Below are 21,240 nucleotides of genomic sequence, written 5' to 3'. Positions count from 1 at the left end.
GTAACGCCTCTCGACCGCGCGTACGGAGTTGCCATATGACCGGACCATGGACACTCGCATCTCTTCCTCTTCGCTCGCCGACAGTTCGGCCGACACCATCGCCATCTCCAACGTCAATCTGTCATTGGGTACGGGCGCGGCACGCGTTCACATTCTCAAGGATATCAGCTTGCGCGTGGGCCGGAGCGAGACGATCGGCCTGATCGGCCCGTCAGGCTCGGGCAAATCCACGCTGCTGATGGTGATGGCGGGGCTGGAGCGTCCTGATAGCGGAGAGGTGGTGGTCAGCGGCACGCCTTTCAATGCCCTCGACGAGGACGCGCTGGCCCGCTTCCGCGGCCGCCAGGTCGGCATCGTCTTCCAGTCCTTCCACCTGATCCCGACCATGACCGCGCTGGAGAACGTCGCCGTGCCGCTCGAGCTTGCGGGCAATCCCGACGCCGCAACGCGCGCGGCGCAGGAGCTGCAATCGGTCGGGCTCGGCGACCGTCTGCATCATTATCCGACGCAGCTCTCCGGCGGCGAGCAGCAGCGCGTCGCGCTGGCCCGCGCGCTGGCACCCGATCCCGCGATCCTCGTTGCCGACGAGCCGACCGGCAATCTCGACGAAGCCACGGGACAACAGATCGTCGACCTCCTGTTCAGCAAGCATGCCGAGCGCGGCATGACGCTGGTGCTGGTCACGCATGATTCGTCGCTCGCGCATCGCTGCGATCGCGTGATCCGCCTGCGCTCCGGGCGCATCGACACGCAGTCGGCGCCGGCATGAGCACCGCTGCCGAACCGTTCGCGAAGCCCAACGGCGTCGCGCTGTCGCTGCGCTACGCGCTGCGCGAATTGCGCGGCGGCCTGCGCGGCTTCTACGTCTTCATTGCCTGCATCGCGCTCGGCGTGATGGCCATCGCCGGTGTCGGCTCGGTCTCGGCGAGCCTGAGCGACGGCCTCGCCCGCGAGGGCCGTACGCTGCTCGGCGGCGACGTGTCGTTCGTCCTGTTTCAGCGCGAGGCGAAGCCGGAGGAAGTCGCCTTCCTGCGTTCGCGCGGCACCGTCTCGGGCGCCGCCACACTGCGCGGCATGGCGCGCTCGGCCGAGGGCAAGCTGGCGCTGGTCGAGATGAAGGCGGTCGACGACACCTATCCGATGCTCGGCCAGTTGACGCTGGCGCCGCCGCTGCCGATGTCCGACCTGCTCGCGGAGCGCGACGGCGCGTTCGGCGCGGCCGCCGATCCGACACTGCTGGCGCGGCTGTCGCTCAAGACCGGCGATCGCGTCACCGTCGGGGCTGCGACGTTCCAGATCCGCAGCGCCGTCGAAGCCGAGCCCGACAAGCTCGCCGGCGGCATCGGCTTCGGCCCGCGCTTCCTGATCAGCGAGGCGGGCCTGCGCGCCACGGGGCTGGTCCAGCCCGGCAGCCTGGTGCGCTGGGTCTATCGTGTGAAGCTGCCGGAGATCGCCAATAGCGAGCGCGCCACCGACGCCTTCATCGCGGACGCCCGCAACGCCGCGCCGCAGGCCGGCTGGGAGGTCCGCAGCCGCTCCAATGCCTCGCCACAGCTCGAGCGCAACATCAACCGCTTCACGCAGTTCCTGACGCTGGTCGGCCTCGCCGCGCTGCTGGTCGGTGGCGTCGGCGTCGCCAATGCCGTCAAGGCCCATATCGACCACAAGCTCGAGGTGATCGCGGCCTTCAAGGCCGTCGGCGCCACCGGGCGCGACGTGTTCGGCATCTATCTCGCCCAGGTGCTCCTGCTCGCCGCGATCGGCTCGGCGATCGGCCTCGCGCTCGGCGCCGCCATGCCCTTCGCGATCGTCGGCCTGTTCGGCAAGCTACTGCCGCTGCCGGTGGTGCCGGCGGTGCATGCCGACGAGCTCGCGCTGTCGTTCGTCTACGGGCTGCTCACGGCGCTTGCCTTCGGCCTGTGGCCGCTCGGGCGGGTGCATGACGTGCCGGTGGCCGCCCTGTTCCGCGACACCATCAGCTCGGAATGGCATCGGCCACGCTGGAGTTATCTCGTCTTCATGGCTGTCGTGATCGCGCTGCTCATCGCGGTCGTGATCGGGCTGTCCTTCGACAAGCGCATCGCCGCCGTGTTCGTGGCCTCCTCCGTGGTCGTGTTCGCGCTGCTGCGCGGCATTGCCGCGCTGTTGATGACGATCGCGCGGCGGCTGCCGCGCACGCGCTGGCCAATGCTGCGACTTGCGATCGCCAACATCCACCGGCCGGGCGCGTTGACGCCCTCGGTCGTGCTGTCGCTTGGCCTCGGGCTCGCCGTGCTCGTCACCATCACCCAGATCGACGGCAATCTGCGCCGGCAGTTCCTGGCGGCACTGCCCGAGCACGCGCCATCGTTCTTCTTCATCGATATTCCGAGCACGCAGGCCGAGCAGTTCGACTCATATCTGCGCCAGATCGCCCCTGGCGCGACGGTCGATGACGTCCCGATGCTGCGCGGGCGCATCGTCGGAGCCCGTGGCGTTCGCGCCGAGGAGCTCAAGCCCAGCACCGATTCCGAGTGGGTGCTGCAGAGCGACCGTGGCCTGACCTATACCGCCGAGCTGCCGAAGGGCTCCAAGGTGGTCGAGGGCGAGTGGTGGAGCGCCGATTATTCCGGCCCGCCGTTGGTTTCGATGGAGAAGAAGATCGCGGACGGGCTTGGCCTCAAGCTCGGCGACGAGGTCGTGGTCAATATCCTCGGCCGCGACATCCCCGCGAAGATCAGCAATCTGCGCAGCATCGACTGGCAGGGCCTCGGCATCAATTTCGTCTTGGTGTTCTCGCCGAACGCCTTCAAGGGCGCGCCGCACACCCATATCGCGACTCTGACGGAAGCCGGCGGCGATGCGGCCGGCGACGGCAAGATCATCAAGGAGGTCGCTGATACCTATCCGATGGTGACGAGCGTGCGCGTGCGCGAGGTGATGGAGACGGTCGGCTCGGTCGTGACCAACCTGGCGCTGGCGATCCGCGGCGCCAGCGCGGTGACCCTGATCTCGGCGATCCTGGTGTTGGGCGGCGCTCTCGCCGCCGGCCATCGCCACCGGGTCTACGATGCGGTGATCCTCAAGACCCTCGGCGCGACCCGGCTGCGGCTGCTCGGCGCCTATGCGCTCGAATACCTCTTGATCGGGCTTGCAACCGCAATGTTCGGCGTTTTCGCCGGCAGCGTCGCGGCCTGGATGATCGTGACCCGACTGATGACCCTCACCTTCGTCTGGCAGGGCGGCAGCGCCGCCGGCGTGGTCGCGGCTGCCTTGGTCGTCACGGTCGGCCTGGGTCTCGCCGGCACGCTGCTGGCGTTGAACAAAAAGCCCGCCACGGTGTTGCGGAATTTGTGACAAATGGTAGCGGGCGGCGGCACGGGAGCGAAATCGCACGATTCCGGCGATTAACCACGTCCGCTCGTCTGGATTGCAGGGAAGGGCGACATTCAGCCGCGCGTGGACGGTTGCAGCGGATGTGTTAGTTTCCCACATATCGAATGGGTTCGGAGCCCCGATTGTTAGCCAAAATTTAGTCGGCAGACATCGGTATCCGAGATAGAATTTGACGAACCGGCGGCGTGGCGACCCTCATGCCGGACCGGACCAACCAACGGGAATTCGACCATGTCGGACCTAGATCGCAATTACGCTTCTCCTTTCGGCAGGGCCGCCGGGCGTGTTGACGCCGCGACGGTCGATGCCGGCCTGCGCGCCTACATGCTGCGCATCTACAACTACATGAGCATCGGCCTGGCCATCACAGGCCTTGCCGCGCTCGGCGTCTACATGGCCGCCGTGACGGATGTTCCGACCCCGGAAGCCGTCCGCGTCGGCAAGCTGTTCCTGACGCCGTTCGGCTACGCGATGTTCGTCAGCCCGCTGAAGTGGCTGTTCATGCTCGCGCCGCTCGCCATGGTGTTCGTGATCTCGGCGGGCATCAACCGTCTCGCTCCCTCGACCGCCCAAATCCTGTTCTGGGTGTTCGCGGCGCTGATGGGCGTCTCGCTGTCCTCGATCTTCCTGGTGTTCACGCACACCTCGATCGTGCGGGTGTTCTTCATCACCGCGGCGACCTTCGGCGCGCTCAGCCTCTACGGCTACACCACCAAGCGTGACATGAGCGGAATGGGTTCGTTCCTGTTCATGGGCCTGATCGGCATCGTCATCGCGAGCCTGGTGAACCTGTTCCTGGCGAGCTCGGTGCTGCAGTTCGTCGTGTCGGTGGTCGGCGTGCTGGTGTTCGCGGGCCTCACCGCCTGGGATACCCAGCGGCTGAAGAACGACTACATCTACGGCTACGCCTCGGCCGGCGGTGACATCGCAGAGCGTGCGGCCATCACCGGCGCGCTGTCGCTGTACCTGAACTTCATCAACCTGTTCACGCTGCTCCTGCAGCTCCTCGGCCAGCGCGACTAAGCGCCAGACCAGAGCGAACGACACCAGCCCCGGCCGAAAGGCCGGGGTTTTGGTTTGGGCGTGATGTTCCCTCAACCAACGTCATTGCGAGGAGCTCTTGCGACGAAGCAATCCAGAGTCCTTCCACGGACGCATTTCTGGATTGATTCGTTCCGCTCGCAATGACGACGTGGGGAGGCCGTTGCCTCTTCCAGTCGTCCCGGGAAGGCTCTAATCTTGCGGCATGTCCGCACCCGAAATCAGGCCCACCCTTGAGGCCGACCTGCCCGCCATCACCGCCATCTACCAGCAGGCTGTCCGCGAGGGCACCGCGACATTCGAGCTGGAGCCGCCCGACCTCGCCGAGATGACGCGCCGCTACCGCACGCTGATCGACGGCGGCTATCCCTATTTCGTCGCCATCCTCGACGGGCGCGTCGCCGGCTACGCCTATGCCGGCGCCTACCGGCCGCGGCCGGCCTACCGCTTCACGGTCGAGAACTCGATCTATCTCGATCCGTCCTTTCACCGCCGCGGCATCGGAGCGCTCCTGCTGGAGCGGCTGATCGTCGAATGCGAGGCGCGCGGCTTCCGCCAGATGATCGCCGTGATCGGCGATTCCGCCAATGCCGGCTCGATCGGCGTGCACACCAAGGGCGGCTTCAGGATGATCGGCACGCATCCCAGCGTCGGGCTGAAATTCGGCCGCTGGCTGGACACGGTGATGATGCAGCGCGACCTCGGCGAGGGCGCGAAGAGCGTGCCGACAAAATAGGTCTCGTTGGGTGGGCAAAGCGAAGCGTGCCCACCATCACCAACGCGTTTGACGAAAGATGGTGGGCACGGCGCGATGCGCCTTTGCCCACCCTACAGCACCAAGCGCGCCGCTACACCACCGCCAGCTTGCGATCGATCACCAGGAGCACGCGCTCCAGCTCGTGGCCGCGGCGCAGGATCAGGCCCGTCGCCGAGATCACGCTGTACATGCCCTGCTTGCGCGCGAGGCGCGGATCCTTCTCGATGCGATAGATCGGCACTTCCGAAGCGCGGCGAAAGACCGAGAACACGGCGCGATCCTTGAGGAAGTCGATGGCGTAGTCGCGCCACTCGCCGTCGGCGACCATCCGGCCGTAGAGATTGAGAATACGGTGCAGCTCGAGCCGGTTGAACGTTACGCGGCTCGGTTGCGCATTCGAAGCGGCGGGGCGCGCCGCCGCGCGCTGTTCGCTCGGATCGGCATCCTCCGACAGACTCATAGGCTGCCTCCTGTCGTATCAGCATGACCGCGTCCGCGAAGACCGTCCCCGGAACCGCGGATCATGACAGTTGCATGATCGCGCCAACTGTTCCCCACTGCAAGGGGCCCTGTAAGGACGTTGGACCGGAGCAAACCGCCCACACGTAGCGGTGGAACTCTGTCGCGGCAAACCGTCACGGGATCGTTAGCAGGAATCATAGTGTCGCCGCTTTTCCGCCAAGCGACTGCCGCCCTGCATTGCGAAAAGACTTGTGTGCGTTGACCCGGTCCTTTCGGTTCCGGATTCCTCAGCCCCCAGCCCCCCGGGGCCGTCAGGATCGGGTCTGTTCGCACGACAAGGAGGGCCAACGCGAGTTGGTCCTTTTTTGTTTGGGCCGGTTTTGTTTGTCCCGGGATGTTTTCGCCTCGACGGATCTCTTCCTCATCAGCGAGAACACTCCCTCCCCTCATCCTGAGGAGCCGCGAAGTGGCGTCTCGAAGGATCGAGGCCGAGCTGCCTCAGCAGGGCCTGCGTGGTTCGAGACGCGCGCAAGAGCGCGCTCCTCACCATGAGGATTGAGAGTGCGCTTGAATCGGAATATTCGAAGTGTGCGCGTTAGTGCAGCGACGTGTACGCCGCGCCCAGCATCGGGCCCGGCTTTTCACGGCTGCCGTCCTGGACGTAGACCACAGCACCGTCGACGCCGTCGCGCGTGAGGTTCTCGATCGGCACCGTCCAGCTTTCCGGACGGCCGGTCCAGTCGCCGACCTTGAGCAGGTTGCGCACCACGTTGTGATAGATCACCTGCTGTCCGCGATTTTCACCGCGGCTGATCGCGATCGGCACCGACTTCGCAATCGAGCAGATCCAGACCTCGCCGTGGGACGCCGTCGGCTCCTTGCTCGCGGCCACCGAGACGTTGATCTGCTTGCCCGCGAGCGACATCGTCACCGGCACGCTCATCACACCAGTGCCCGTGTCGGTTTTGCCGATCGCGCTTTCGATGCCAGTGCGATCGCTGCCCACGACATGCGTGGAGCCGTTGACCACGACCTGCGGCGTGTAGACTTCGCGGTCGCCGCGCATGCGCGAATAGGCACGCTGCCGTGCAGAGAAGCGCGAATCGGCCAATGTGTCCTTCCAGCCGAGATAGTCCCAATAGTCGATCGGCATGCTCAGCGCGATGATCGAGGGATCGCGGGCGAGGTCGCCGATGATCTTGTCGGCCGGCGGGCAGGAGGAGCAGCCCTGCGAGGTAAACAATTCGACAACGGCGCGGGGATCAGCCTCGGCAGGACGAATGACGGCGACGATCGCACAGAGACCAAGTGCACCCGACCAGAGGGCGCCGGACCAACGTGAAACCAGATGAGAAGCCGTCATTGTTGTCATGTCGAACGCCGCACACCATTGCTCGCGAGAGGGAAAGCTTACCGCCGGATGGTCACCGTAGTCTTACGGGCCTCACACCTTCGTCCGCCACAGCAGCCGTCCAGGGCGTGAGGTTCTCCGCCGGGCGGGCCATCCGAAGCCTGCCGCAAACGCGTGAAGGCGGCCTTGTGATAGGCCGCCTTCGTGTAACCTACTACTCACTTCGCAGTGAGCCACCGTTCACAAATCCGCGCTTACGCCGCGAGCTTGCGCAGCACGTAGTGCAGGATGCCGCCGTTGCGGTAGTATTCGAGCTCGTCCAGCGTATCGATGCGGCAGAGCAGCGAAACGCGTTGCAGCGAACCGTCGCCGGAGACGATCTCCGCGGTCAGCTTCTGGCGCGGCTTGAGGTCGCCGATGAGGCCGCGCAGCGTGACCTTCTCGTCGCCCTTCAGACCGAGCGACGACCAGGAGGTGCCGTCCTCGAAGGTCAGCGGCAGCACGCCCATGCCGACCAGGTTGGAGCGGTGGATGCGCTCGAAGCTCTGGCAGATCACGGCACGCACGCCGAGCAGCCGCGTGCCCTTCGCGGCCCAGTCGCGCGAGGAGCCGTTGCCGTATTCGGCGCCGGCGAACACCACCAGCGGCACCTGCTCCTGCTGGTACTTCATCGCGGCGTCGTAGATCGACATCTGCTCGCCGTCGGGCCAGTGTTTTGTCAGACCGCCCTCTGGGATATTTCCATCCGCGCCCTTGAGCATAAAATTCTTGATGCGGATATTGGCGAAGGTGCCGCGCATCATGACTTCGTGGTTGCCGCGGCGCGTGCCGTACTGGTTGAAGTCGGCCGGACGCACCTGGTGCTCGCTGAGATATTTGCCGGCGGGCGAGGTGAGCTTGATCGAACCGGCCGGCGAGATGTGGTCGGTGGTGATCTTGTCGCCGAACATGGCAAGGATGCGGGCCTCGACGATGTCGGTGACCGGCTCCGGCTCCTTCTTCATGCCTTCGAAATAGGGCGGGTTCTGCACATAGGTCGAGCTCATGTTCCAGCGATAGGTCTCGCTCTCGACCGTCTTGATCTTGCGCCAGTTGGTGTCGCCCTTGAACACGTCGGCATACTTCTTCTTGAAGATCGACGCGGTCACGAACTTCTTCATGAAGGCGTTGATCTCCTTCGTCGTCGGCCAGATGTCCTTGAGGTACACCGGCTTGCCGTCCTTGCCTTCACCGAGCGGCTCGATGGCGAGGTTCTTGGTGACGGTGCCCGCGAGCGCATGAGCGACCACGAGCGGCGGCGAGGCGAGGTAGTTCGCCTGCACGTCCGGCGAGACACGGCCTTCGAAGTTGCGATTGCCGGAGAGCACCGCAGCCGCGACGATGCCGTTGTCGTTGATCGACTTCGAGATCTCCTCGGGCAGCGGACCGGAATTGCCGATGCAGGTGGTGCAGCCGAAGCCGACTAGGTTGAATCCGACCTTGTCGAGATCGGCCTGGAGACCGGAATCCGCGAGATAGGCCGCCACCACCTGGCTGCCGGGTGCCAGCGAGGTCTTCACCCACGGCTTTGCCTTGAGGCCCTTCGCGGCGGCGTTGCGCGCCAGCAGACCGGCGCCGATCAGCACGCTCGGGTTCGAGGTGTTGGTGCAGGAGGTGATCGCGGCGATCACGACGTCGCCATGGCCGATGTCGAACTTCTTGCCGTCGACGGCGAAGCGCTTCCCCGGCTCCTCGGCCTTCTTGTATTCGCTGGCGAGCGCGAGCGAGAAGCCCTCGGCCACGGACGGCAGCGCAATGCGGCCTTCGGGGCGCTTCGGGCCGGCCATCGATGGCACGACATCGCCGAGGTCGAGCGTCAGCGTCTCCGTGAACACCGGATCGGGCGACTTGGCGGTGCGGAACAGTCCTTGCGCCTTCGCATAGGCCTGCACCAGCGCGACCCGCGCCGAGGTGCGGCCGGAGGTCTTGAGATAATCGAGCGCGGCGGCGTCGACCGGGAAGAAGCCGCAGGTCGCGCCATATTCGGGCGCCATGTTGGCGATCGTCGCCTTGTCGGCGACCGAGAGATGGTCGAGGCCGGGGCCGAAGAACTCGACGAACTTGCCGACGACGCCGAGCTTGCGCAGCATCTGCGTCACGGTCAGCACGAGATCGGTCGCGGTGACGCCTTCCTTCATCGCGCCCTTCAGCTTGAAGCCGACGACGTTGGGCAACAGCATCGACAGCGGCTGGCCGAGCATGCAGGCTTCGGCCTCGATGCCGCCGACGCCCCAGCCGAGCACGGCGAGACCGTTGACCATGGTGGTGTGGGAATCGGTGCCGACCAGCGAGTCGGGATAGGCGACCTCGAAGGTGCCGGTCTTCTTGCCGACCGTCATCTTCTCCTTCTTGGTCCAGACCGTCTGGGAGAGATATTCGAGATTGACCTGATGGCAGATGCCGGTGCCGGGCGGCACGACGGAGAAGTTCGAGAACGCCTTCTGGCCCCATTTCAGGAACTCGTAGCGCTCCTGGTTCTGCTTGTATTCCTCGGTGACGTTCTTGCCGAAGGCCTTGTTGTCACCGAAGAAGTTCACGATCACGGAGTGGTCGATGACGAGGTCGACCGGCACCAGCGGATTGATCTTCTCGGCATCGCCGCCGAGCTTCTGCATCGCATTGCGCATCGCGGCGAGATCGACCACGGCGGGCACGCCGGTGAAGTCCTGCATCAGCACGCGCGCCGGGCGGAAGGCGATCTCATGCTCCAGCGACTTCTTGCGCAGCCATTTCGACACCGCGACGATGTCTTCCTTCTTGACCGAGCGGCCGTCCTCGTTGCGGAGCAGGTTCTCGAGCAGGACCTTCATCGAATAGGGGAGTTTCGAAATTCCCTTCAGACCATTCTTCTCGGCCGTGGGCAGGCTGTAATAGACATAGGTCTTGGCGCCGACCTTGAGGGTCTTTTTGCATTTGAAGCTGTCGAGCGAGGTCATGTAGGAAATCCCAATTGTTAGTTATACCCGGCAGGGTATTTTAACACCGTCAGCGTAGGCAGGCTGAGTCGCTTGCAGGGGCAGGTTGAGTTGCTGCATCAAGTAGTTCCGGGCTTATAGAAGCTTTCTAACCGCGCCGCCACAGCCACAAACGTGCCGCGGCAATCCGCGAGCCAAAAATTCCCATACGCTACCCCAAGTTTTCCTGAGGCCTGGCTTTGAGCGGATCGATACGAGGCGAGATGAAGCTTTCCGGACGCGGGGTCACATGCGTGCGGGGCGGCCGCGAGGTGTTTGCCAGGCTCGACTTCGGGGCCGTCTCCGGCGAAGCCGTGGCGGTCGTCGGCCGCAACGGATCGGGCAAGACCTCGCTGCTGCGGCTGATCGCGGGCCTGCTCATTCCGGCGGGCGGCACGATCGCGCTGGACGGAGGCGACGCCGAGCTGACATTGCCGGAGCAATGCCACTATCTCGGCCATCGCGACGCCCTGAAGCCGGCGCTGAGCGTGGCGGAGAATCTGACATTTTGGGCCGATTTTCTCGGCGGGGAGCGTTTCGCCGCCGGCGACAGCCTCGCCATCGTCGGGCTCGACCATGCCGCCGATCTGCCTGCCGCCTTCCTGTCCGCCGGCCAGCGCCGCCGGCTCTCGCTGGCCCGCCTGCTGACCGTCCGCCGGCCGGTCTGGCTATTGGACGAGCCGACCACGGCGCTGGATGTCGCGGGCCAGGACATGTTTTCCGGATTGATGCGCGAGCACCTCGGCCACGGCGGCCTGATCATCGCCGCCACCCACGCCCCGCTCGGGATCGATTCGCGGGAGCTGCGGATCGGGGGGACGGCATGATTCCCGTGGACCCTCAGCTTTTCGAGCGGCCGGTCGCCGCTCTCGCACCCGGGACGCAGTCGTCGCCGCGGGCTCCCTCGCCTCTCCCGCTTGCGGGAGAGGTCGGCGCGCAGCGCCGGGTGAGGGTTCTCTCCGCTGGGGGAATCTTCGTTGTCGAGACACCCTCTCCCCAACCCTCCCCCGCAAACGGGGGAGGGATCGCACCGTGCCTCAGGCACGATGGGAGCCCCCCATGACCGCCCTGTCTGCCCTCATTCGCCGGGACATCCGGATCGCGCTCCGCGTCGGCGGCGGGGCGTTGATTGGCGTGCTGTTCTTCCTGACCGTGGTGGTGCTGATGCCGTTTGCGGTGGGGCCGGATCTGGCACTGCTGTCGCGGCTCGGGCCGGCGATCCTGTGGCTGGGGGCGCTGCTGGCGAGCCTGCTGACGCTGGACCGGCTGTTCATGGCCGACCACGAGGACGGCTCGCTCGACCTGATCACGATGAGCCGGACGCCGCTGGAACTCGCCTGCGCGGCGAAGGCGCTGGCGCATTGGCTGGCCGCCGGCCTGCCGCTGATCGTCGCAACTCCCGTGCTCGGCCTGCTGCTCAACCTCGACATGGTCGCGACCGGCGCGGTGGCGCTGACGCTGCTCGCCGGCACCCCGGCGCTGACGTTTACCGGAATGATCGGGGCGGCGCTGGCGGTGACGCTGCATCGAGGCGGCTTGCTGATGGCGGTCCTGGTGCTGCCGCTGTCGATCCCGGTGCTGATCTTCGGCGTCGCGGCCTCGCAGGCGGTGATCGTCGGCCCCATGACATTCGGCGCGCCGTTCTCGATCCTGTGCGCGCTGTCGCTGGTCAGCCTCGTGATCGGCCCCTTCGCAGCTGCGGCGAGCCTGAAGCATGGGCTGGATTGAGATGGACTGGACTGACCTTGACCCCGATCAACTTTCGCTGCGGACTTTCGTGCTGATTGCGTGAGCGCTTACCTGTGATTATCAGGATACCATGACGCTGATCGACCTCGCCAACCCCACACGGTTCCTCGCGCTGACGGCGCGGCTGCTGCCGTGGCTTGCGGCTGCGACAATCATCCTGCTCGCGATCGGGCTCTATCAGTCCGCCACCGCGCCCGACGACTATCAGCAGGGCGCGACGGTGAAGATCATGTTCATCCACGTGCCCAATGCCTGGCTGTCGATGTTCGTGTGGGGGGTGATGAGCATCGCCTCGCTGGGCACGCTGGTATGGCGGCATCCGCTCGCCGACGTCGCCGCCAAGGCTGCCGCGCCGATCGGTGCCAGCTTCACCTTCCTTGCGCTGCTGACCGGCTCGCTGTGGGGCCGGCCGATGTGGGGCACCTATTGGGAATGGGACGCGCGGCTGACCTCGGTGCTGATCCTGTTCCTGATGTATCTCGGCCTGATGGCGCTGTGGCGCGCCGTCGACGAGCCCTCCCGCGCGGCGCGCGCCGCCGCCGTGCTGACGCTGGTCGGCGCCATCAACCTGCCCATCATCAAGTTCTCGGTCGATTGGTGGAACACGCTGCACCAGCCGGCGTCAGTGATGCGGATGGGCGGCTCGTCGCTCGACAAATCCTTTTTGATTCCGCTGCTGGTGATGGCGGTCGCGTTCACCCTGCTGTTCGTCACGCTGCATCTGGCTGCGATGCGCAACGAGATTTTGCGTCGGCGCGTACGGTCTCTGCAGATGATGCAGGCGAGCCGTGTGGCGTTTTCAGAAGTCGGCACCGGCTCGCGTGAAGACGGCACGTCAAAAGAAGCTGGGGCGGCATGATCATGTCGCTCGGTCCCTATGCGTCTTTCATCATGACGTCCTATGCCGCGGCCGCCCTTGTGGTCGTGATCCTGATCGGCTGGATCGTGCTCGATTATCGTAGCCAGACACAGCGCCTGCGCGAGCTCGAGCGCAGCGGCGTGACCCGCCGCTCCGGCCGTAGCGCGACGGATCGGCCATGAGAGATCGAGCATGAGAGATCAATCATGAGCGAGCAATCGACCTCCGCTCCGCCGCAGCGCCGCACCTTCCTGATGGTGCTGCCGCTGATTGCGTTCATCGGCCTGGCGCTGCTGTTCTGGTTCCGGCTCGGTAGCGGCGATCCCTCGCGGATCCCTTCCGCCCTGATCGGACGGCCGGTGCCGCAAACCACGCTGCCGCCGCTCGAGGGATTGCAGGCCGACAACACGCAGATCCCCGGCCTCGATCCCGCCGCGTTCAAGGGCAAGGTCAGTCTCGTCAATGTCTGGGCGTCCTGGTGCGTGCCGTGCCACGACGAGGCGCCGTTGCTGACCGAGTTGGCAAAAGACAAACGCTTCCAGCTTGTCGGCATCAACTACAAGGATGCCGCCGACAATGCGCGGCGCTTCCTGGGGCGCTACGGCAACCCGTTCGGCCACGTCGGCGTCGATGCCAATGGCCGCGCCTCGATCGAATGGGGCGTCTATGGCGTGCCCGAGACTTTCGTCGTCGGTCGCGAAGGCACCATCGTCTACAAGCTGGTCGGGCCGATCACGCCGGAGAACTTGCGGACGGTGCTGTTGCCGCAGATGGAGAAGGCGTTGAAGGCGGCCGGGAGCTAGCTCTGTCGTCAGTGTGAGAAGGACCCAACCCCAAACACCGCTGTCATGCCCCGGCTTGACCGGGGCATCCAGTACGCCGCAGCTCCTCCGTACCTCACGACTGTCTCTGGAATACTGGATCGCCCGGTCAAGCCGGGCGATGACAGTCGCGCATGTAGCTGCGCTGGGCTCGCAATGACGACTTGAGAGACCTTACCCCTTCCTCACATCGCCCGCCTCGGCCTCGCTGGCCTCCAGCGACGCCGGCTCGAGGTGATAACGCTTGGTCAGCGGCATCTGGGCGATGGCGAAGATCATGGTGATCGGCGTGACGCCGAACACCTTGAAGTTGACCCAGAAGTCCGTGCTCTGGGTGCGCCAGACGATCTCGTTCAACACGGCCATGCCGGCGAAGAACAGCGCCCAGCGTAGCGTGAGGATGCGCCAGCCCTGCGGCGTCAAATTGAACATCTGGTCGAACATGACGGCGATGAAGGAGCGGCCGAACAAGAGGCCGCCGCCGAGGATCGCGGCGAACAAAGCGTAGATGATGGTCGGCTTGAGCTTGATGAAGGTCTCGTCATGCAGCACCAGGGTCAGCGTGCCGAACACCAGCACGATGACGCCTGTCACGATCGCCATGATCGGGATGTGCCGCGTCACCACATAGGAGGCGATCATCGCCGCGACTATCGCGACCATGAAGGCGCCGGTCGCGGCGAACAGATTGAACTTCGCATTGACGAAGAAGAACACGAGCAGCGGGCCGAGCTCGGTGGCAAGCTTGAACAGCGGGTGCGGCTGGGTCTTGTCCATTCTTCAGCTTTCGATTCCGGCAATCGCGCGGGCGAAATCACGCGCGGTGAACGGCGCGAGATCGTCGACGCCTTCGCCGACGCCGATGAAATGCACCGGCAGTTTGAATTTCTCCGCGAGCGCCACCAGAATGCCGCCGCGGGCGGTGCCGTCGAGCTTGGTCATCACGAGGCCGGTGACCCCGGCGGTGCGATGGAAGGCCTCGACCTGCGATAGCGCGTTCTGGCCGACGGTGGCGTCCAGCACGAGCAGCACCGCATGCGGCGCAGTCGCGTCCACCTTGCGGATGACGCGCACGACCTTTTCGAGCTCGTTCATCAGCTCGGCCTTGTTCTGAAGCCGCCCGGCCGTGTCGATCAGGAGCACGTCGATGGCCTGCTCCTTCGCCGCCGTCAGCGCATTGAAGGCGAGGCTCGCCGAATCCGAGCCTTGCGCACCTGATATGACGGGCGTCCTCGTGCGTTCGCCCCAGACCTTGAGCTGTTCGATCGCCGCTGCGCGAAACGTGTCGCCGGCGGCCAGCATCACCTTGCGGCCTTCGGACGCGAATTTTTGCGAGAGTTTTCCGATGGTGGTGGTCTTGCCGGAGCCATTGACGCCGACCACGAGGATGACGAACGGCTTCCTGCCGGCGTCGATCTCGAGCGGCTTGGCCACCGCCGCCAGTACCTTCTCGACCTCGGTCGCGACGACGTCCTTGACCTCGTCCGCCGAGATCGCCTTGTCGTAGCGTCCCGTGCCAACCGCATCCGCGATCCGCACCGCGACCGAGGTGCCGAGGTCGGCGCGCAGCAGCACGTCCTCGATGTCGTCGAGCATGGCGCGGTCGAGCTTTCGCTTGGTGACGAGGTCGGCGACCGCGGTCCCGAGCGAGGACGAGGTGCGCTTCAGCCCGTCGGAGAGGCGGCGCCACCAGCTCAGCTTGGGGGTCTCGGGGGTGGTATCGTTCATGGTGGCGGTGTGTTAGCCGTTCCGGCTCGCAAACGAAAGTCTTGACCGAAAGTCCTGCAATTGCTCGATGTTCCCGAATTGACGGCCGAGGAAATCCTGGCGCGCGTGCTCCATCGCGACGGATTGATGCTGGTCATCGACAAGCCGGCCGGCCTGCCGGTGCATCGCGGACCCAAGGGCGGCGCGAACCTCGAAACCTCCTTCGACGCGCTCCGTTTCGGCCTGCCGCGGCCGCCGGTGCTGGCCCACCGGTTGGACAAGGACACCTCGGGTTGCCTCGTGCTCGGCCGCCACCGCAAGGCGACGGCCTCGCTCGGCCTGCTGTTCAAGCATGGCAAGATCGGCAAGACCTACTGGACCATCGTCGAGGGCGGCCCCACCGAGGACGAAGGCACCATCGACATGCCCCTCGGGCGACTGAACGCCGAACGCGGCTGGTGGCAGAAGCCCGATCCCGAGGGCCAGAAGGCCATCACCAACTGGAAGGTGATGGGCCGGGGCGCCGGCTTCACTTGGCTCGCCATGGAACCGGTGACGGGACGGACCCATCAATTGCGGGTGCATTCGTCCGCGACCGGCTGGCCGATCTTCGGCGATAACATTTACGGCAACGGCCCGCGCTTCGGCGAGCCGAAGCTGCACCTGCATTCCCGCGAGATCGTGGTACCGATCTCCCGCAATAAGGAGCCGGTCCGCGTGGTGGCGCCGGCCCCACCCCACATGCACGAGCGGCTCCGCGCCTGCGGGTGGAACGGGGAGTAGCCCAACTGCTCGCCCCTCATGGTGAGGAGGCCGCGCAGCGCTGCCTATAGTTTACGAAACGTTCAGTGCTCGTCGCTAATGATAGCGGTTGCTTAGAACAAGCTTCCGTCAATCTGCTCAGGACGAGCTGCGCGTCATGTCCACGGCCGAGTTATCGATCATCGACGAGGTCGAGTCCGCGCTTCGGACTGGCTCGGCGGAAAAGGGCCTGGCAACAGCCCGCCGCGTCACCGACCTGTTCCTGTCCTCCGCCGGCAGTTTCGACGACGAGCAGATCGCACTGTTTGACGACGTGCTCGATCGGCTGATCGGCACCATCGAGCTCCGCGCCATCGCCGACATGGGCGCGCGCGTTGCTCTCGCCGAGATCAGCGCGCAGCTCGCGCCGATCGCGCAGGCGCCGCCATCGGTCATTCGCCGGCTCGCCAACAATGACGAAATCCGCATCGCTGGTCCCGTGCTGCAGGAATCCGCGCGCCTCGACGACGGCGCGCTGGTGCAGATCGCCTCCAGCAGGGGCGAGTCGCATCTGCTCGCGGTCGCCGGGCGCTGGTGGCTGAAGGAGATCGTCACCGATGCATTGCTGGCGCGGCGCTATCCCAGCGTCAGCCGCCGGCTCGCCGCCAATCCCGGCGCGCGCGTGTCCGGCAACGGATTCGCCGTCATCGTCGGACAGGCCGAGGCCGACCCCGAGCTCGCGGTCAGCGTTGGCGTCCGCGTCGATCTGCCGTCAGACCTGCGCCGTCAATTGCTGCGCTCGGCGAGCGATGCCGTGCGGACCCGCCTGTTGTCGCGCGCGCCGCCGCATCTGTTCGAGGAGATCCAGACCGCGATCGCCGCCGTCACCGTCGGTGTCGAGCGCGAGATGTCGGGGGTCCGCGATTTCGAAGGTGCCAAGCGCGCCGTCGCAGGCCTGAAGGCGACCGGCCAGCTCAGCGAAGCGACGCTGCTCGGCTTCGCAACGCATCGGCGTTATGAAGAAGCGGTGGCCGCATTGGCCGCATTGTCGGGATCGACCGTCGAAGTGATTCGCCCGCTGATGCAAAGCCTCCGCGAGGACGGCCTGCTGGTGCCGTGCAAGGCGGCGCAGCTCAGCTGGGAAACCACCGCCGCCGTGCTCCAAAGCCGCTTTGCGACCGGCGCGATGAAGCCGGCCGATATCGCAAGGGCTCAAAGCCATTACGCGCGCATGACCCCGGAGAATGCGCGGCGGACGCTGCGGTTCTGGCAGGTGCGGGCGTTGTAGGCTGTTTGGGGCGCGCTGCTTCTCCACCCTCGGTGTCGTCCCGGCGAAGGCCGGGACCCACAACCACAGGGAGAAGTTTGGCGACGACGGTCCGTTACTCTGCTTGGTTGGGACAAGCACCGCGGATCACCGATAGATCACGCGGTATGGGTCCCGGCCTTCGCCGGGACGACGCTGGAGGTACAGCGCGTCGTCACTCGCCGCAACGAGGCTAAGCAGTCAGCCGCGCGCCATCGCGACCAGCGATCCGCAGCGGCACGACACTGCCCATACGCTCGCCCGCGATCGCCACCGGCAGATAATGCTCCGTCCGTCCCTGACCGTCGCTCTCGATCAGCACCTCACGCGTGGCGCCGATCTCGGCTTGCAGCCGCTGCAGAAGCGCGGCCTCACCGGCCGAGCGCAGCCGCTTCGACCGCTCCTTGATTGCGCCGCCCGCAACCTGCGGCATCCGCGCGGCCGGCGTGCCGGGACGCGGCGAATAGGGGAAGACGTGGAGGAACGTCAGGCCGCATTCCTCGACCAGGTCGAGCGAGCGCGAGAACATCTCCTCGGTCTCGGTCGGAAAGCCCGCAATGATGTCGGCGCCCAGCGCGATGTCCGGGCGCAGGCGACGGACCTGGTCGCAGAACGCGATGGCGTCGCCGCGCGTATGCCGCCGCTTCATGCGCTTCAAGATCATGTCGTCGCCGGACTGCAGCGACAGGTGCAGATGCGGCATCAGCCGCGAATCCTCAGCGATGGCATCCAACAGATCGCTGTCAGCCTCGATCGAATCGATCGAGGAGATGCGCAGGCGCCTCAGCTCCGGCACGTGCCGCAAAATCTGCTTCGTCAGCAGGCCGAGTTTCGGCGTACCCGGCAGGTCGGCGCCGTAGCTGGTGAGATCGACGCCGGTAAGCACGATCTCGGCATGGCCGCGCGCGACCAACGCCTGGACCTGATCGACCACCGCGCCCATCGGCACCGAGCGCGAATTGCCGCGCCCGAACGGAATGATGCAGAAAGTGCAGCGATGGTCGCAGCCGTTCTGCACCTGCACGAACACGCGCGGCAGGCCGCTCGCGAAGCCGTCGATGAGATGCGGCGCCATCTCCTTCACCGCCATGATGTCGCTGACGGCGATTTTTTCGCTCGCACCGAGATCGAACGCCGCACGCGCCTCGCGCCATGCGGACGGCCGCATCTTGTCGTCATTGCCGACGACGCGATCGACCTCGGCCATTTCGGCGAACATGCCGCTTTGCGTCTGCGCCGCGCAACCGGTGACGACGATGCGCGCTGCCGGCCGCTCGCGTTTCAGCTTGCGGATCGACTGGCGCGCCTGCGCCACCGCTTCGTTGGTGACGGCGCAGCTGTTGATGACGATGGTATCTGAAAGGCCTGCGCCCTCGGCCTCGCGGCGGATAACCTCGGCTTCAAAGGCGTTGAGGCGGCAGCCGAAGTTGACGATGTCGACGCTCATCACCCGACCGGCGCGAACAGCGCCGGATCGAAACGGCCTTCATATTCGAAAGTCGCCGTGCCCGTCATCAGCACGTGATCGTCGCGCTCGCGCCATTCGATCCCGAGCTTGCCGCCGGGCAGCGCGATCTCGACATTGCGCTCGGCGCGCTTCAGCCGCGCCGCCGCAACCGCCGTGGCACATGCGGCCGAGCCGCAGGCCCTGGTCAGGCCGGCGCCGCGCTCCCAGGTGCGGATCGTGATGTGCTGGGGATCGACGATATGGGCGAGCGTGATGTTGGCGCGCTCCGGGAAGATCGGATGGTTCTCCAGCAGCGGACCGAAACGCTCGAGATCGTAGGCGTTGACGTCATCGACCCAGAAGATCGCATGCGGATTGCCCATGCTGACCACCGAGGGCGAATGCAGGATCGGATCGTCGATCGGACCGATCTGCAATTCGATGTAGCGGGTGTCGCGGAATTCCTGGTCGAGCGGAATGTCCTGCCAGCCGAATTTCGGCGCGCCCATGTCCACCGTATAAAGATCCGGCGCCGGACCCTGCCAGGCATTGAGCAGGCCCGCGGCCGTCTCGAACGTCGCATTGGTCTGGCCGGTCTTCTCGAAGACGCGCCGCACCACGCAGCGCATGCCGTTGCCGCAGGCGCCGGCCTCGGAGCCGTCACAGTTGTAGATGCTGATGAACGCTTCGGTGCCGTCGAAGCGCGGCTTCTGCAGCACCATGAGCTGGTCGTAGGGCACGCCGCCTCGCGCCGATGCCACCGCACGGGCGTCGTCCGGGGTGACCGTCGTGGCGGAATCGCGCATGTCGACAACGACGATCTCGTTGCCGATGCCGTTCATCTTGGCAAATGCGTGGTTGGCCAGCGCGCTCATGAAAATTCCCGAATTTCGCCTGCCTTATATGGCGATCCTTGGCCCTCTTGGCCAGTGATTTGCCGACAAGAGCCAGGACGCTGCCATGACGCATCTGTCATGGGACGAATTCGGCGCTCGCGTGTTAGAACGGCGAAATTCGCGCAACCGGGACATGCGGCCGGGTTAAGGCCTCGGGGACGTAAGGCTTTGGCGGATAAGCTATTGGGGAGAATAAAAATGTTCAGGTTTCATCATCTCGCTTTGGCCGCGCTGATTCCGGCAGCGGCCTTGTCGTTTGGTCTGTCGGCCACGCTGGCCCAAACGCCGAGCCCGGCGCCGGCCGCATCGGCGAGCCCCTCGCCGGCCCCGTCGGCCTCGCCCTCCCCGGCCGCGAGCGCTGCACCCGTGGCCGCGCCCTCGCCGGCGGCCAGCACCTCGCCAAGCCCTTCAACGTCGCCTGCAGCGTCCCCTGCAACCTCGCCCTCGCCCGCAGCCAGTGCCTCACCGAGCCCCGCCCCGCCGCCCGCTGCAGCCGCGACGCCGGCTCCCGTGCAGACGGCCGATCCGTTCGGACAGGAGACCACGCTCGAGCCTAAGAAGGTCGTGATGGTCAAGGGCACTGCCAATTGGGACTCGGCCTTCGACACGCTGATCGACGCCTTCAAGGCGCTGAACACGCTGCTGGACAAGCAGGGCATCAAGCACGCCGGCAATTCGATGATCGTCTACACCTCGACCGACGATACCGGCTTCACCTTCCTTGCCGAGATCCCGGTCGAGCAGGACCCGAAGAACCTGCCCAAGGATATGAGCGTCGGCAAATCGCCGGAGGGCAAGGCGCTGAAATTCGTTCATCGCGGCTCCTACGACAACATGGACAACACCTATGAGGCGATCACCAATCACCTCGACGACAAGAAGCTGGAAGCCAAGGACACCTTCATCGAGGAATACCTCACCGATCCCCTGAAGACGGCCGAGGACAAGCTCGTGATCAATGTATTCGTGCCGCTGAAGTGAGACCGATGAAAAAGCCTGCCATCCTTTTGACCTCCCTTGTTACGTCCTTTGCCGCCGCGATGCTGGCAACGCCTGCGCTTGCCGACGATTTTCCGTCCGCGATTTCGGTGAGCGGCGAAGCCACGATCTCCGCCGCGCCTGATCTCGCGCAGATCGACGCCGGCGTCGCCAACGACGCCAAGTCTGCGAAGGAAGCGTCCGACGCCAACAACGCCGCGATGGGCAAGGTGCTGCTGGCGCTGAAGGGCGCAGGCATTGACGAGAAGGATTACCAGACCTCGCGGCTGTCACTGCAGCCGCAATACGGCCAGAACAAATCCACCGGCGCCTCGCCCGTGGTCGGCTTCCGCGCGTCAAACCGCGTCACCGTGAAGATCCGCGACGTGACCAAAGTCGCCGCCATCATCGACACGCTGGTCGGCGCCGGCGCCAACGATATCGGCAACATCTCCTTCGAGGTGACGCAGGCCTCGAAACTACTCGACGATGCCCGCGAGAAGGCCGTCGCAGACGCCCGCCGCAAAGCGGAGATCTACGCCAAGGCCACCGGCGTCACGCTCGGCGCGCCGCTCAGCGTGTCCGAAGGCGGCGCCCCGATGCCGCTGTTCAAGGGACGCATGGCCGCAGCGCCGATGGCCGCAGGCGGCGCGGCCGTTGCGCCCGGCGAGGAAACGCTGGCGGTGACGGTGAATGTGAGCTGGGCGATCAAGGCGAAAGAGCAGTAGGCGCAGCTGCCGCGACAGACTCCATTGTC

At 65.5% G+C, this 21,240-nt stretch carries 20 protein-coding genes; 13 read left to right on the top strand and 7 right to left on the bottom strand.

What is annotated here, in order from left to right; genetic code table 11:
- Positions 1 to 46: 46 nt before the first annotated feature.
- From IVB41_RS35280 to IVB41_RS35265, 4 genes are all read left to right on the top strand, one after another.
- The gene (locus IVB41_RS35280) at positions 47 to 769 is read left to right on the top strand and encodes an ABC transporter ATP-binding protein (RefSeq protein ID WP_027566396.1); all 723 of its coding nucleotides are present in this window, start codon (positions 47 to 49) and stop codon (positions 767 to 769) included.
- Positions 766 to 3,336 (top strand): ABC transporter permease, encoded by a 2,571-nt coding sequence (locus IVB41_RS35275; RefSeq protein ID WP_247439412.1) that lies wholly within the window; start codon positions 766 to 768, stop codon positions 3,334 to 3,336. The genes IVB41_RS35280 and IVB41_RS35275 overlap by 4 nt, the downstream gene beginning before the upstream one ends.
- A gap of 270 nt (positions 3,337 to 3,606) precedes the next feature.
- Complete coding sequence (locus IVB41_RS35270; protein WP_007598855.1) at positions 3,607 to 4,398, top strand: Bax inhibitor-1/YccA family protein; 792 nt, start codon at positions 3,607 to 3,609, stop codon at positions 4,396 to 4,398.
- Positions 4,399 to 4,621: 223 nt separating this feature from the next.
- The gene (locus tag IVB41_RS35265) at positions 4,622 to 5,152 is read left to right on the top strand and encodes a GNAT family N-acetyltransferase (RefSeq protein WP_247439410.1); all 531 of its coding nucleotides are present in this window, start codon (positions 4,622 to 4,624) and stop codon (positions 5,150 to 5,152) included.
- Between the two features lie 112 nt (positions 5,153 to 5,264).
- On the opposite strand, the gene IVB41_RS35260 is transcribed toward IVB41_RS35265, so the two are convergent.
- The 3 genes from IVB41_RS35260 to acnA all read right to left on the bottom strand — a co-directional run bounded on the left by IVB41_RS35260 (position 5,265) and on the right by acnA (position 9,961).
- A complete protein-coding gene (locus tag IVB41_RS35260; protein WP_027566393.1) occupies positions 5,265 to 5,633 on the bottom strand; it encodes a DUF2794 domain-containing protein in 369 nt (122 codons plus the stop codon).
- A 597-nt stretch (positions 5,634 to 6,230) separates the two neighbouring features.
- On the bottom strand, positions 6,231 to 7,007 hold the full coding sequence (locus IVB41_RS35255; protein WP_027566392.1) for a thioredoxin family protein: 777 nt from the start codon (positions 7,005 to 7,007) through the stop codon (positions 6,231 to 6,233).
- A gap of 233 nt (positions 7,008 to 7,240) precedes the next feature.
- Positions 7,241 to 9,961 carry an aconitate hydratase AcnA gene (acnA, locus tag IVB41_RS35250; RefSeq protein WP_247439408.1) on the bottom strand — a complete coding sequence of 907 codons (2,721 nt, stop codon included), beginning with the start codon at positions 9,959 to 9,961 and terminating at the stop codon, positions 7,241 to 7,243.
- A 242-nt stretch (positions 9,962 to 10,203) separates the two neighbouring features.
- Here acnA and ccmA point away from each other — a divergent pair, with 242 nt between their 5' ends.
- The 5 genes from ccmA to IVB41_RS35225 all read left to right on the top strand — a co-directional run bounded on the left by ccmA (position 10,204) and on the right by IVB41_RS35225 (position 13,390).
- Positions 10,204 to 10,806 carry a heme ABC exporter ATP-binding protein CcmA gene (gene ccmA, locus IVB41_RS35245; RefSeq protein ID WP_027566390.1) on the top strand — a complete coding sequence of 201 codons (603 nt, stop codon included), beginning with the start codon at positions 10,204 to 10,206 and terminating at the stop codon, positions 10,804 to 10,806.
- Between the two features lie 232 nt (positions 10,807 to 11,038).
- Positions 11,039 to 11,707: a heme exporter protein CcmB gene (gene ccmB, locus IVB41_RS35240; protein WP_007598845.1), complete on the top strand. Its 669-nt coding sequence runs from the start codon at positions 11,039 to 11,041 to the stop codon at positions 11,705 to 11,707.
- 91 nt (positions 11,708 to 11,798) lie between these two features.
- A complete protein-coding gene (locus IVB41_RS35235) occupies positions 11,799 to 12,587 on the top strand; it encodes a heme ABC transporter permease (protein ID WP_247439406.1) in 789 nt (262 codons plus the stop codon).
- Positions 12,584 to 12,769 carry a heme exporter protein CcmD gene (gene ccmD / locus IVB41_RS35230; RefSeq protein WP_247439404.1) on the top strand — a complete coding sequence of 62 codons (186 nt, stop codon included), beginning with the start codon at positions 12,584 to 12,586 and terminating at the stop codon, positions 12,767 to 12,769. The genes IVB41_RS35235 and ccmD overlap by 4 nt, the downstream gene beginning before the upstream one ends.
- Positions 12,770 to 12,793: 24 nt before the next feature.
- Entirely contained in the window at positions 12,794 to 13,390 is a 597-nt protein-coding gene (locus IVB41_RS35225; protein ID WP_247439402.1) for a DsbE family thiol:disulfide interchange protein, read from the top strand.
- Positions 13,391 to 13,582: 192 nt separating this feature from the next.
- On the opposite strand, the gene IVB41_RS35220 is transcribed toward IVB41_RS35225, so the two are convergent.
- Both IVB41_RS35220 and ftsY read right to left on the bottom strand, forming a co-directional pair.
- The gene (locus tag IVB41_RS35220) at positions 13,583 to 14,185 is read right to left on the bottom strand and encodes a septation protein A (RefSeq protein WP_007598838.1); all 603 of its coding nucleotides are present in this window, start codon (positions 14,183 to 14,185) and stop codon (positions 13,583 to 13,585) included.
- A gap of 3 nt (positions 14,186 to 14,188) precedes the next feature.
- The gene (gene ftsY, locus IVB41_RS35215; protein WP_247358180.1) at positions 14,189 to 15,136 is read right to left on the bottom strand and encodes a signal recognition particle-docking protein FtsY; all 948 of its coding nucleotides are present in this window, start codon (positions 15,134 to 15,136) and stop codon (positions 14,189 to 14,191) included.
- Between the two features lie 60 nt (positions 15,137 to 15,196).
- Here ftsY and IVB41_RS35210 point away from each other — a divergent pair, with 60 nt between their 5' ends.
- Both IVB41_RS35210 and IVB41_RS35205 read left to right on the top strand, forming a co-directional pair.
- A complete protein-coding gene (locus IVB41_RS35210; protein WP_247439401.1) occupies positions 15,197 to 15,898 on the top strand; it encodes an RluA family pseudouridine synthase in 702 nt (233 codons plus the stop codon).
- A 136-nt stretch (positions 15,899 to 16,034) separates the two neighbouring features.
- Positions 16,035 to 17,144, top strand: coding sequence for a DUF2336 domain-containing protein (locus tag IVB41_RS35205; RefSeq protein WP_247439391.1), 1,110 nt, complete (start codon positions 16,035 to 16,037; stop codon positions 17,142 to 17,144).
- Between the two features lie 211 nt (positions 17,145 to 17,355).
- On the opposite strand, the gene mtaB is transcribed toward IVB41_RS35205, so the two are convergent.
- Both mtaB and dapF read right to left on the bottom strand, forming a co-directional pair.
- Positions 17,356 to 18,609 (bottom strand): tRNA (N(6)-L-threonylcarbamoyladenosine(37)-C(2))-methylthiotransferase MtaB, encoded by a 1,254-nt coding sequence (mtaB, locus tag IVB41_RS35200; RefSeq protein WP_247439389.1) that lies wholly within the window; start codon positions 18,607 to 18,609, stop codon positions 17,356 to 17,358.
- Positions 18,609 to 19,484 carry a diaminopimelate epimerase gene (gene dapF, locus IVB41_RS35195; protein WP_247439387.1) on the bottom strand — a complete coding sequence of 292 codons (876 nt, stop codon included), beginning with the start codon at positions 19,482 to 19,484 and terminating at the stop codon, positions 18,609 to 18,611. The genes mtaB and dapF overlap by 1 nt, the downstream gene beginning before the upstream one ends.
- Positions 19,485 to 19,703: 219 nt before the next feature.
- On the opposite strand from dapF, the gene IVB41_RS35190 reads away from it, so the two are divergent.
- Entirely contained in the window at positions 19,704 to 20,486 is a 783-nt protein-coding gene (locus IVB41_RS35190; RefSeq protein WP_247439385.1) for a GyrI-like domain-containing protein, read from the top strand.
- Positions 20,487 to 20,491: 5 nt separating this feature from the next.
- A complete protein-coding gene (locus IVB41_RS35185) occupies positions 20,492 to 21,211 on the top strand; it encodes an SIMPL domain-containing protein (protein ID WP_247400614.1) in 720 nt (239 codons plus the stop codon).
- The last annotated feature ends 29 nt before the right edge of the window (positions 21,212 to 21,240 follow it).

Source organism: Bradyrhizobium sp. 44 (genome assembly GCF_023073095.1).
GTDB lineage: Bacteria > Pseudomonadota > Alphaproteobacteria > Rhizobiales > Xanthobacteraceae > Bradyrhizobium.
The sequence above is the reverse complement of the archived record's forward strand: the minus strand, read 5'-3'. Positions and strand labels throughout refer to the sequence as shown.